Raw genomic sequence first — 12,936 nt, forward strand, 5'->3', positions numbered from 1 at the left:
TCAAATCCGGTACCTCCGGGGAATCCTCGGCCAGAGTGTTGGGCAACGTAGTTCTTCTGAGGTGGAGATCGCTCCCGAGGCGGGGCTGCTCAATGAACGCTAGGGTGAACGGCATGAACCGCATGGACATGTCTGACGCTGCGACGCTCATGACCCTGCTGCGCGATGAGAAGCGCTCCTCGACGCTGAGTACGCTGCTGCCAGGGTGGGACATGCTGCAGGCCGAAGTCCCTTCAAGGGAACGGGTGGAGACGGCAATAGCGATTCTGGTCGGTTCCGGCCTTGCTGTGATCGACTCATCCTGGGGGATGCGGCTCACGGAGCAGGGCGGACGGCTCAGGCGGTCCGTGAAGGGTATTCAGGGAATGCGGATGGTCCCGGGGGCGATCAGCGATGTGCTGGCAGATTGCCAGCTGAGCCGTGCGACGCTGAATTTGCCTCAGCCGGTCTTTGATTCGGCGCTCAAGGACTATCTCGACGCGGCCCGCCGCAGGGCTGACCGCCGGTCGCGGCATCGGTGGTGGTGGCCTGACCCATTCAGGCGCCACGTCCAGTGAAGCCGTCATCCTCGACATCCGGTTCTGAGACGCACCCCTATGGTTAGGGAATGACTCCCGGCCCGCATTTGCGTCTGGTTCTGCCGCATCAGTTGTTCCGTCAGCATATTGATGCGGCAGACGGCACTGTGTTTGTGCTTATCGAGCATGATCTGCTCTTTCGCCAGTATTCGTTCCACTCCCACAAACTGGTCCTGCACCGTGCGTCAATGAGCCGGTTTGCGCGCCGCCTGCGCGGGAACGGCCACGAAGTTGTTGTCCTTCGCAGCGGGGCCGACCGCAGTTCCCGAGACCGGCTCGCAGAACTTGTGCGCCACCGCCGCCCGGCGCGGGTGACCTGGTTCGACGTAGTGGATGACTGGCTTGAGCAGGACCTGTTTGCCGGCCTGGCCGACGGCGGTTACCTAATGCGCGAAGAGGACGTGCTGGAGACGCCGAACTTCCTTACCAGCCGCGGACAGATCGATGGCTGGTTTGCCCATAATGCTTCCCGGATGCACGACTTCTATGTGTGGCAGCGCCGCCGGCTCGACATTCTTGTCGACGGCGGGGAACCAGCAGGTGGGCAATGGTCCTTCGACGCCGATAATCGGAAGAAGCTCCCCCGCGGATACAGGCCCCGCACTGTCGCCCGTTTCGCGCACCATCCCGTCCTTCGGCAGGAGGGGACCTTTGACCTTGAAGGGCTCACCGAAGGGTTCACCGATCAACCTGCCGGTGCCGGAGACGGGGCGTCCGACGACGTCGCCCAGGCTATCGCCTGGGTGGCGGAGGAGTTCCCGGATGCTCCAGGTGACCCCCACCTGTTTGCCTGGCCGACGATCGCCGACGAAGCACGCAAGCATTTGCAGGAATTCGTCCGCGAACGCCTCAACGACTTCGGCCCCTATGAGGATGCTATCTCCGCCGCGCATCCCTTCATTTCCCATGGCCTGCTCACACCGGCCCTGAACATCGGACTGCTGGACCCCAGGGAGGTCCTGCAGGAGGTGCTCGACGGTGCGGGGCCGGGCACTCCGCTCGCCTCCCTCGAGGGTTTTGTGCGGCAGCTGATTGGCTGGCGGGAGTACATGCGCGCCACGTACCGGACCCGCGGCCGGCAGCTGCGCACCACCAACCGGTTGAATCACAGGAACGAACTGGGGGACGGGTGGTGGGATGCCAGCACAGGGCTTGCGCCTGTGGACATGGTGATCTCCCGCGTCCTTGCCACCGGCTATGCCCATCACATTGAGCGTTTGATGGTCCTGGGCAACGCGATGTCTTTGCTGCGGATCCATCCCGACGACGTCTACGAGTGGTTCATGGAACTCTTCATCGACGCGTACGACTGGGTGATGGTGCCCAACGTGTATGCCATGAGCCAGTTTGCTGCCGGGGAGGCGATCACCACGAAACCCTACGTTTCCGGCAGCAACTACCTGCGCAAGATGTCGGACCTGCCGGCAGGGGAATGGGTGCCGGACTGGGATGGGCTGTACTGGACCTTCATTGACGACCACCGGGAGGTCTTCGAAAGGAATCCGCGGTCGGGGATGGTGGTCTCACTGCTTGACAAGATGGACCCGGACAAGCGGCGGGAGCACCGCCGTCATGCTGAAGCGCTGCTCGGCGGCGGGCAGGAGACAACACGGCTGCTGCGAACGGCGTCGACGATCGCGCCGCCGGACGCCTTATCCTGAGTACAGGGCGTCATCCTGGCAATTCCAGGAGCCCCTCCCGCAGAAGCAAAACAAGGAGGCGGCATGCCGGTCAGGCGTCTGATGCAGGTCCTTACCGCGGCGGTAGCAGCTGCCCTGGTGCTTTCGGGCTGCTCAAGCAGCGGAGGCACCACGCCCGTAGTGGTAGGGGAGGCCAAGCGCGGTGGCAGCGCCACCGTTGCCGAGGTCAACGCGTTCTCCTCCTTTAATCCCTACAGCACTGACGGCAACACGGACATCAACTCGAAGGTGGGGCACATCACGCACTCGGGGTTCTACTACCTTGATGCCTCGTCCACAGTCGTCCGCAACGAAAAGTTCGGGCGTTTTGAAAAGGTTTCGGACGAACCCCTGAAGGTGAGGTACACCGTCAACGAGGGCGTCACCTGGTCCGACGGCGAAGCTATCGACGCCGGCGACCTCCTGCTGAGCTGGGCTGCCGGCTCAGGCTACTTCGACGACGCCGATCCGATGGCCGGGACCGGCACCAAGTATTTCTCCACCGCCGCCGACACCAGCGGGCTGGCAGGAACCGTGCTTCCCGAGGTGGGAGCGGACGGACGTTCCATTACCCTGGAGTACACCCTGCCGTACGCCGACTGGGAAGTGGCGTTCGACGTCGGCCTGCCGGCGCACGTGGTGGCCGCGAAAGGCGGCCTTAACGATGAGGAAGACCTCATCGACCTCATCAAGGACTCACCACGCGGGGACGTCGAAGAGCCGGTGGTCAACACTGCGCTGAAGCAGGTCAGCGACTTTTGGAACTCCGGATTTGATACCAAGGAACTTCCTGATGATCCCGCCGTCTACCTTTCCAGCGGCCCGTTTATCGTCCGGGACATCGTCCCCGGAGTTTCCATGCGGCTGGTCCGCAACCGGGATTACGTTTGGGGCCAGGAGCCGTGGCTCGATGAGATCAACATCCGCTTCACCGGCGCGCTGCCAGCGGCCGTGGATGCCCTCCGGAACGGGCGGGCAGACATCATCTCGCCCCAGCCCTCAGCAGGTACCGATGATCTGTTCACCGGCCTGGCCGGGCAGGGCAACACCGTTGAGCGGTACAACCAGTCCGGGTATGACCACCTGGACCTGAACTTCTCCGGGCCCTTCGGACGGGAGGAAGTCCGCGAGGCCTTCCTGAAGACGGTGCCGCGCCAAGCCATTGTTGATGCCGTGGTCGGGGACCTGCTGCCCGATGCAAAGCCCCTCGACTCGCACGTCTTTCTGCCCGGGCAGCCAAAGTACGAAGATACTGCCAAAAACAACGGCTCCGCAGGTTATGCGGACGTGGACATTGACGGCGCAAGGGCGCTGTTGGATGGAGAAACCCCCACCGTCCGCATCCTCTACAACCGCGATAACCCTAACCGGGCTGAAGCTTTTGCCCTGATCAAAAACTCGGCAGCGCTGGCAGGCTTCCAGGTGGTCGACGCCGGCCAAAGCAACGCCGACTGGGCCAAGGCCCTGGGTGGCGGCGCGCACGACGCGGCATTGCTTGGCTGGATCGGCAACGGAGTGGGAGTCAGCCGCGTTCCGCAGATCTTCCGCACGGGCGCAGGCAGCAATTTCAACGGATTCTCCGACGGCGACGCTGACAGGGTCATGCAAGAACTCGCCCGGACCACTGACCTCGCCAAACAGGACGAACTCCTGGCGGAAATTGATAAGCAGGTGTGGGAGAACGCTTACGGTCTGCCGCTGTACCAAACCGTAGGCACCACTGCTTTCAGCGCCCGGATTACCGGGGTCAAACCCAGCCCCGGACCCCTGGGCGTCTGGTGGAACGTCTGGGACTGGCGGCTGGCCTAAGGGCCCCTGAACACCTGCCGCAGGTTGCGTGGCCCGGTTCACATTTTCGATTCGCTGTTCAGCCTACCGGCGAGTAGCATGTGACTTGCACAACTTCCGTTCACCGGCTAAGGCACGGAAACCGCGCCGGTCACGGTTTGGCAACGGAGTACCAGTATCTGGACTTCGTGCGGTTAGGCTACTCGTATATGTAGGTTGCGTCACAGTTGATAACTGCGTCTCGCCTGCGGGGAAGCAAAGATTCCCCTCGTTTTCTCCCACAACTCATAGGAGGCGGAATGCGTTTTGCGCGCACTTCCAAAGCACTGGGCATCGTGGCAATCGCCGCGCTCGCCCTGACCGGCTGCGGCGCTGGAGGCGGCAGCAATGACGGTGCCAGCCAGCCTGCTGGCGACCCCAATAAGGTCATCACCGCTTACAGCAACGAACCACAGAACCCGTTGCTGCCGGCAAACACCAACGAAGTCTATGGCGGCCGCGTCGTCGAACTTCTCTTCGAAGGCCTGACCAGCTACGACCCCAGTGGGAAGTCAGTCAATGCCCTTGCTGAGTCGATCGAATCACCCGACGGCCAGAACTACACGATCAAGGTCAAGAGCGGCACCAAGTTCACCAACGGTGAGGAAGTCACTGCCAAGAGCTTCGTTGACGCCTGGAACTTTGCTGCACTGAGCACAAACGCGCAGTCCAACAGCAGCTTTTTTGAGTCGATTGAAGGCTACGACGCCGTCAGCGCCACCAAGAAGCAAGGCGAGAGCGACGTTCCCGCTCCCACCGCCAAGACCCTCTCCGGCCTGGTCCTTAAGGACGACACGACCATTGAGGTTAAGCTGACCCAGCCGGAGGCCGACTGGCCGCTGCGCCTTGGCTACAGCGCCTTTATGCCGCTCCCGTCCCAGGCGATCGCCGATCCGAAGGCGTACGGCGAAAACCCGGTTGGCAATGGCCCCTACAAGATGGCCAAGGAAGGCGCCTGGCAGCACGACAGCCAGATTGAACTCGTCAAGAACGAGGACTACGCCGGCCCCCGCGTAGCCAAGAACGGCGGTGTGACCTTCAAGTTCTACACCGATCCGGCTCCCGCCTACACTGACATCCAGGCCAACAACCTGGACGTTACGGACGTCCTTCCGACGAACGCCTTGAAGACCTACACCACGGACTTCCCCGAGAACCACCTGAACAAGCCGTACGCCGGCAACTCCACCCTGAACATCCCGGGCTACCTGCCCGAGTTCCAGGGCGAGGCGGGCAAGCTGCGCCGTCAGGCCATCTCCATGGCAATCAACCGTGACGAAATCACCAAGGTGATCTTCAGCGGCACCCGCATCCCGGCCAAGGACTTCACCTCCCCGGCAGTGGATGGCTACAACGAGAACGTTGCGGGATCCGAGGTTCTGAAGTTCGATGCCGCCAAGGCAAAGGAAGCCTGGGAAAAGGCCAACGCCATCAGCCCCTGGCCCGCGGGCAAGACCCTGCAGCTCGCCTACAACACCGATGGCGGCAACAAGGAATGGATCGACGCTGTTGCCAACAACCTGAAGAACAACCTGGGGATTCAGGCAGAGGGACAGCCGTTCGCCAAGTTCGCTGAGATCCTCGACCTCCGCGAAGCGAAGACCCTCCCCGGCTTCACCCGGGCAGGCTGGCAGGCCGACTACCCCTCGCTCTACAACTTCCTTGGCCCGCTCCTGAAGACCGGTGCCAGCGCCAACTACGAGGGCTACACGAACCCCGAGTTCGACAAGCTCCTCAACGAAGGACTGGGCGCCAAGTCCACTGACGACGCCAACGCCAAGTTCACCGAGGCCCAGGAGATCCTGTTCCAGGACCTGCCCAACCTCCCGCTGTGGTACTCCGCACGCCAGGTCGTGTGGAGCCAGAACGTTACCAACGTGGACAGCGGCTGGAACGGTGTCATTCAGTACTACAACATCACCGCAAAGTAGTTCTGAGACCGTCCAACTCAAATAGCTAGTGGGGGTCCGGCAACAGCCGGGCCCCCATAGCCTTGATACCGGCAGGAAGCTGTCCCACATGAATTTCCCAACATCTCCAAAATCCCCGGAGGGTGTGCTGTGATCCAGTTCATTCTCCGCCGGTTGCTCCAAGTCATCCCCGTATTCCTTGGCACCACCCTGCTGGTCTACTTCATGGTGTTTGCCCTCCCCGGCGATCCCGTCAGGGCACTTTTCGGTGAGCGCCCGCCCAGCGAGGCCGTCATCGCAGCCCTTCGCCAGCAGTACAACCTCGACCAGCCGTTCTGGGTCCAGTACGGCCTGTTCCTCAAAAACCTCTTTACGTTCAACCTGGGCGTGGACTTCACCGGCCAGCCCATCGCGGCAACCCTCGGCCGTGTCTTCCCCGTCACGGTGATGCTCGCCGTCGAAGCGCTGGTCATCCAGGCAGTGTTCGGCATCGGCTTCGGCCTCATCGCGGGCCTGCGTAAGGGCAAAATCTTCGACTCGTCGGTGCTGCTCGCCTCCCTCGTCGTCATCGCCATTCCCATCTTTGTGCTTGGCTTCGTCCTGCAGCTCGTCTTCGGTGTTTACCTTGGCTGGGCCAAACCCACGGTCGGCACGGACGTCGGCTGGGACACCCTGCTGCTTCCGGCCTTCGCGCTGGCGTTGGTGTCCTTCGCCTACGTGCTTCGCCTTACGCGTGCGTCTGTGATTGAAAATTCGACGGCGGATTACGTCCGTACCGCGACGGCGAAGGGGCTCTCCCGGCCGCGCGTGGTGATGGCACATATCCTCCGCAACTCGATGATCCCCGTGGTGACCTACCTGGGCGCAAGCCTCGGCGGGTTGATGGGCGGCGCCATCGTGACTGAGGGAATCTTCAACGTTCCCGGCGTGGGGCAGAAGCTCTACCAGGCGATTCTCCGCAGCGAGGGACCCACCGTCGTCGCAATCGTGAGCGTGCTGGTGCTGGTCTTTGTTGTCGCCAACCTCCTGGTTGATTTGCTGTACGCCTGGCTTGATCCGAGGATTCGCTATGAAAAGTAACCAAGACACCACTCATTACGTTGCCCCCATCGAGGAGACCCCTCTGCTGGCGACGGACGCGGTAAAGACTGACCAGGCCCCGCTGAGCCTGTGGGCCGACGCCTGGCGGAAGCTCCGCCGTCGTCCGCTGTTCATTGTCTCGGCGGTGATGATCCTGATCATCCTGATCGTGGCGTTCTTCCCCGGCCTGTTCACCCAGACGGCACCGAACGACAACTGCCAGTTGGCGAACTCGGACGGCGCACCGTCGGCCGGCCACCCATTCGGTTTTACCTTCCAGGGCTGCGACGTGTACGCGCGCGTCATTTACGGCACGCAGGCTTCCGTTATGGTGGGCGTCTTCGCCGTCATCGGTGTGCTCCTCATCGGCGTGACGCTCGGTGCGCTTGCCGGCTTCTATGGCGGCTGGGTTGATGCCGTTATCGCCCGCCTCGGCGATATCTTCTTCGCACTCCCGCTGGTGCTTGGTGCATTGGTGGTGACCCAGCTCCCGTTCTTCCGGGAAAACAAGAGTGTGTGGACCGTCATCATGATCATCGTGTTGCTGGCCTGGCCAACGATGGCGCGGTTGACCCGCGGCGCTGTGATCGAAGTCCGGAATGCCGACTTCATCACGGCCGCCCGTTCGCTTGGCGTGTCCAGGATCCAGAGCCTCATCCGGCACGTGCTGCCCAACGCCCTTGCTCCCATCATCGTGCTGGCCACGATGGAGCTTGGTGTGTTCATCGTGCTGGAGGCCACGTTGTCCTTCCTCGGCATTGGGCTCCCGGGCAGCATCATGTCCTGGGGCAACGACATTTCTGCGGCGCAGGCATCCATCCGTACCAACCCCGCCGTGCTGCTCTACCCGGCTGCCGCCCTGTCCATCACCGTCCTGAGCTTTATCATGCTGGGCGATGCCCTGCGCGACGCTCTTGACCCGAAGAGCCGCCAGCGATGAAGGAGGCACACGTGACCACGTCCGATGTCACTATTACTGAAGCCGGAACACCCGCGAACCGTCCCTTGCTGGAAATCCGGGACCTGGCCATCGCGTTCGAGACCAGCAACGGTGAAGTTAATGCTGTCCGGAACGCGCACCTGACCATCATGCCGGGTGAGACCGTTGCCATCGTGGGCGAATCGGGGTCGGGAAAGTCAACCACCGCTCTGGCTGCCATCGGCCTCCTGCCCGGCAACGGCAGGGTTTCCAACGGGCAGATCCTGCTGGACGGCGAAGACATCTCGCACGCACCCGAAAAGCGGATGATCGAACTGCGCGGCAACACCATCGGCATGGTGCCCCAGGACCCCATGTCCAACCTCAACCCGGTATGGAAGATCGGTTACCAGGTCAAGGAAACGCTTCGGGCCAACGGCCGTCCGAGTGGCCCCGAGGACATCGCCAAGGTCCTGTCGCAGGCCGGGTTGCCGGACTCCCACCGTCGCGCCAAGCAGTACCCGCACGAGTTTTTCCGGCGGAATGCGGCAGCGGGCACTGATCGCCATCGGCCTGTCCTGCCAGCCGAGGCTGCTGATCGCCGACGAACCTACGTCGGCCCTGGACGTCACGGTGCAGCGGCAGATCCTGGACCACCTTGAGGGCATGACCTCCGAGCTGGGAACGGCTGTCCTGCTGATCACGCACGATCTTGGCCTCGCAGCTGAACGCGCGGACAAAGTAGTGGTGATGTACCGCGGGCAGGTGGTGGAGTCAGGGCCGTCCCTGGAGCTGCTGCAAAACCCGCAGCACCCCTACACCAAGCGGCTCGTCGAGTCTGCACCTTCCCTGGCCAGCCGAAGGATCCAGGTTGCCAAGGAACAGGGCGTGGAGGCAGCGGATCTTCTGGCCCCGGCTGCAGAGGCCCTCACTGCCGACAACGTGCTGCAGATCCAGGACCTGCGGAAGGTGTATAAACTTCGGCAGGGCCTGGGGAGATCGTCGGACTTTGCGGCGGTCGACGGCGTGAGCTTCAATGTGCTTCGGGGAACCACGACGGCGATCGTGGGGGAGTCGGGCTCCGGCAAGTCTACGGTGGCCAAGATGGTGCTCCAGCTTGAGAAGCCCACCGACGGCAGGATCCTTTTCGACGGCGTCGACACTTCGGTCCTTAAGCCCTCGGAACTCTTCAAGTTCCGGCGCCGGGTGCAGCCCATCTTCCAGGATCCCTACGGCTCCCTTGACCCGATGTACAACATCTTCCGGACCATTGAGGAACCATTGCGGGTCCACAAGATCGGAAACAGGGCCAGCCGGGAAAAGAAGGTCCGCGAACTGCTGGACCAGGTGGCGCTGCCCCAATCCACCATGCAGCGGTACCCAAACGAGCTCTCGGGCGGGCAGCGGCAGCGTGTCGCCATCGCCCGTGCCTTGGCCCTGGATCCTGAAGTCATCATCTGCGACGAAGCAGTATCCGCACTGGACGTCCTGGTTCAGGCCCAGGTGCTGAACCTGCTGGCCGACCTTCAGTCCAACCTGGGGTTGACCTACCTCTTCATCACGCACGACCTTGCGGTGGTGCGGCAGATCGCGGACCACGTATGTGTGATGGAAAAGGGCCGTCTGGTGGAGACCGGATCCACTGACAACGTCTTCGAAGCGCCGCAGCAGGAGTACACGAAGGCACTGCTGAACGCCATCCCCGGCGCGAAGCTGATGCTTCCGCCCGAAGTGGCTTAGCGGCCCTTCTTATTCACCGGCTGGAGCCGGAGCCCGCAGGCTCCGGCTCCAGCTGCTTTCCCCCTGAACACCTGCCGGTTTCCGCTCCAGGCCCAGCTCGCGCAGGCTTCGCTCCAGGAGGGTGCCGAGGGCCACCCTGCCACTGGAATTCATGTGTACTGCGTCGGCGAGGTCTCTCACCAGGCCATACCTCGTGAGCCAGTCACCCACGGATACGAAGGGCAGGCCATGCTGCGCGGCCACTGATCCCAGCAGGGCATCAACTTCACTGCGCCGGCCGCCCCCGTTGTCCCTTCCCCGGGCCAAAGTGCCGATCATTGCGAGCCGGGTTCCCGGGTATCGGGCCTGTAGTTCCGCGATCAGACGCCCGGCGTTGTTGGCGATCTGGCTGTTGGATGCTCCGCGGGCAGCGTCGTTGCCGCCGCCCTGAAGGACAATCAGGGCCGGCGTGCCCGCGGGGAGCAGCCACTCACCACGCAACAGGGCGTCGATGTAGTTGCCTGTCTTGCCGTTGGCGGCGACGAATCCAGTGCCACCGCGCCCGCCGAAGTAGACCTTGTATCCTGCAGCGGCGAGACCCTGCCGGGGCCAGCCGTCCAGCGGTTCCGACTGCGAATCCCCGATCAGAAGAACCGTACTGCTGATATCGGGGACAACGGCCTCAATCCGCCCGTTCGCCGGGTTAAGGACACGGGCACCGGCAGCCGTAACGCCTGTATCCACGGCCACAGTTTCCGGCTGGCCCGCGGCAGGAGCCTGCAACAGTGGGGCGGCGGAGGCCCGGACCGGTGCCTCGCAGCCCGACAAGGCGATAGCACCTAACAACGCGATAACGGTGGCCGCTCCGGATGCGGCAAAGCGGTTCCGGGCCAAGGCTTTTTGCATCTGGTGTCTTTCGGGCGTGCGTTGAATGTAAGAGCAATCATGTGGCACGGCAGTAGGAATGACCAGTGATTTTTCTCACCAATTCTGTCCGGGATGTGGCCGTTGAGCGCCCGCCCAACCTGGCGGGCCTCGAGAAATTTAGGCCAATAAACGGCTCTGCGGCTAGAATTGAGGAAGGCGCCCTGTGCTAAGGGCCTGATCGTCGTGCGTTCCAGTTGGAAATGTCGCGATACAACAGCTGACTTTCACCACTGAATCGAGCCATTACGCATGTCTGAAACCACCACCAACACCGCGGTAGCCACTGCATCACGCAGTGACCTCCGCAACGTCGCGATCGTGGCCCACGTTGACCACGGCAAGACCACCCTGGTCGACGCCATGCTCAAGCAGACCAACTCCTTTGCCGAGCACAACCACCTCGAAGACCGCGTGATGGACTCCGGTGACCTCGAGCGCGAAAAGGGCATCACCATCCTGGCCAAGAACACCACGGTGGCCTACAACGGTCCGTCCTCGAACGGCGAGACCATCACCATCAACGTCATCGACACCCCCGGCCACGCCGACTTCGGTGGCGAGGTGGAGCGCGGCCTGTCCATGGTCGACGGCGTTGTCCTCCTCGTTGATGCTTCCGAAGGCCCGCTGCCGCAGACCCGCTTCGTGCTCCGCAAGGCCCTGGCCGCCCACCTGCCCGTTATCCTGCTGGTCAACAAGACCGACCGTCCTGATGCCCGCATCGAGGAAGTCGTCCACGAGTCCATGGACCTCCTCCTGGGCCTTGCCTCTGACCTGGCAGACGAAGTTCCGGACCTGGACCTCGACAAAATCCTCGAAGTTCCCGTTGTCTACGCTGCCGCCAAGGTTGGCCGCGCCTCCCTGGAGCAGCCCACCGACGGCACCGCCCCGGAGAACGAGGACCTCGAGCCGCTGTTCAAGACCATCATTGAGCACATCCCGGCTCCCACCTACAACCCGGAAGGTGTCCTTCAGGCGCACGTCACCAACCTGGACGCCTCCCCGTTCCTGGGCCGCCTGGCACTGCTGCGCATCTACAACGGCACCCTGCGCAAGGGCCAGACCGTTGCCTGGGCACGCGCCAACGGTGAGCTGAAGAACGTCAAGATCACCGAACTGCTGGCCACGAAGGCACTGGACCGCGTCCCGGCCGAATCCGCCGGTCCCGGCGAGATCGTCGCCGTCGCCGGTATTGAAGAAATCACCATCGGTGAGACCCTGACCGACGCCGAAAACCCGCAGCCGCTGCCGCTGATCACCGTTGACGATCCCGCGATCTCCATGACCATCGGTATCAACACCTCTCCGCTCGCCGGCAAGGTCAAGGGCGCCAAGGTCACCGCCCGCCAGGTGAAGGACCGCCTGGACAAGGAACTGATCGGTAACGTCTCCATCAAGGTTCTCCCCACCGAGCGTCCCGACGCCTGGGAAGTCCAGGGCCGTGGCGAGCTGGCCCTGGCCATCCTCGTCGAGCAGATGCGCCGCGAAGGCTTCGAGCTGACCGTGGGCAAGCCGCAGGTTGTTACCAAAACCATCGACGGCAAGATCCACGAGCCCATGGAACATATGACCATCGACGTGCCGGAAGAGTACCTCGGTGCCGTCACCCAGCTCATGGCAGCCCGCAAGGGCCGCATGACCAACATGGCCAACCACGGCACCGGCTGGTGCCGGATGGAATTCATCGTTCCCGCCCGTGGCCTGATCGGCTTCCGCACCAAGTTCCTCACGGACACCCGTGGCGCCGGCATCGCAGCTTCCATCTCCGAGGGCTACGAGCCCTGGGCCGGCCCCATCGAATACCGCACCAACGGTTCGATGATCGCCGACCGCGCCGGTGTTGTGACGCCGTTCGCCATGATCAACCTGCAGGAGCGCGGTTCCTTCTTCGTGAAGCCCACCTCCGAGGTCTACGAGGGCATGATTGTCGGAGAGAACTCCCGCGCCGACGACATGGACGTCAACATCACCAAGGAAAAGAAGCTCACCAACATGCGTGCAGCCTCCTCCGACACCTTTGAGAACCTGACGCCCCCGCGCGACCTCACCCTCGAAGAGTCCCTCGAATTCGCCCGCGAGGACGAATGCGTCGAGGTGACCCCGGAAGCCATCCGCATCCGCAAGGTGATCCTGGACACCAACGAGCGCTCCAAGGCCAACCGCGCACGCGCCAAGGTTTAGCAACACCAGCCTCGGGGCCATTGAACTTGCCGGGACGGCAGGCGGATTTTCCGCCGTCGTCCCGGCTTTTTCTTTTAAACCAGTGGTGCGGCATAGGGAGTACCGGCCTGCGCGCTCAA

Annotated in this window: 8 protein-coding genes and 1 pseudogene; 8 read left to right on the forward strand and 1 reads right to left on the reverse strand. The window is 62.8% G+C overall.

The annotated features are described in order from the left end of the window. The first annotated feature begins 113 nt into the window (after window positions 1-113). The 7 genes and pseudogenes from QFZ70_RS05455 (at window position 114) to QFZ70_RS05485 (ending at window position 9,733) form a co-directional block, all read left to right on the forward strand. On the forward strand, window positions 114-557 hold the full coding sequence (locus tag QFZ70_RS05455) for a hypothetical protein (RefSeq protein WP_307094432.1): 444 nt from the start codon (window positions 114-116) through the stop codon (window positions 555-557). A gap of 50 nt (window positions 558-607) precedes the next feature. Next, window positions 608-2,239 (forward strand): cryptochrome/photolyase family protein, encoded by a 1,632-nt coding sequence (locus QFZ70_RS05460; protein ID WP_307094433.1) that lies wholly within the window; start codon window positions 608-610, stop codon window positions 2,237-2,239. Window positions 2,240-2,302: 63 nt separating this feature from the next. Next, window positions 2,303-4,066 (forward strand): ABC transporter family substrate-binding protein, encoded by a 1,764-nt coding sequence (locus tag QFZ70_RS05465; protein WP_307094434.1) that lies wholly within the window; start codon window positions 2,303-2,305, stop codon window positions 4,064-4,066. Between the two features lie 278 nt (window positions 4,067-4,344). After that, complete coding sequence (locus tag QFZ70_RS05470) at window positions 4,345-6,015, forward strand: ABC transporter substrate-binding protein (protein ID WP_307094435.1); 1,671 nt, start codon at window positions 4,345-4,347, stop codon at window positions 6,013-6,015. A 129-nt stretch (window positions 6,016-6,144) separates the two neighbouring features. After that, a complete protein-coding gene (locus QFZ70_RS05475) occupies window positions 6,145-7,074 on the forward strand; it encodes an ABC transporter permease (RefSeq protein ID WP_307094436.1) in 930 nt (309 codons plus the stop codon). Beyond that, window positions 7,064-8,014, forward strand: a complete 951-nt coding sequence (locus QFZ70_RS05480) for an ABC transporter permease (RefSeq protein ID WP_307094437.1) — start codon at window positions 7,064-7,066, stop codon at window positions 8,012-8,014. The genes QFZ70_RS05475 and QFZ70_RS05480 overlap by 11 nt, the downstream gene beginning before the upstream one ends. Beyond that, window positions 8,011-9,733 (forward strand): annotated as a pseudogene (locus tag QFZ70_RS05485) (dipeptide ABC transporter ATP-binding protein). Before QFZ70_RS05480 ends, QFZ70_RS05485 begins: the two are co-directional and overlap by 4 nt. A gap of 9 nt (window positions 9,734-9,742) precedes the next feature. Here the strand turns inward: QFZ70_RS05485 and QFZ70_RS05490 are convergent. After that, on the reverse strand, window positions 9,743-10,618 hold the full coding sequence (locus QFZ70_RS05490; protein WP_307094438.1) for an SGNH/GDSL hydrolase family protein: 876 nt from the start codon (window positions 10,616-10,618) through the stop codon (window positions 9,743-9,745). 270 nt (window positions 10,619-10,888) lie between these two features. Here QFZ70_RS05490 and typA point away from each other — a divergent pair, with 270 nt between their 5' ends. Beyond that, a complete protein-coding gene (typA, locus tag QFZ70_RS05495) occupies window positions 10,889-12,817 on the forward strand; it encodes a translational GTPase TypA (RefSeq protein ID WP_307094439.1) in 1,929 nt (642 codons plus the stop codon). Window positions 12,818-12,936 lie beyond the last annotated feature (119 nt).

Origin of the sequence: Arthrobacter sp. V1I9, from assembly GCF_030817075.1 — a bacterium.
Taxonomy (GTDB): Bacteria; Actinomycetota; Actinomycetes; order Actinomycetales; family Micrococcaceae; genus Arthrobacter.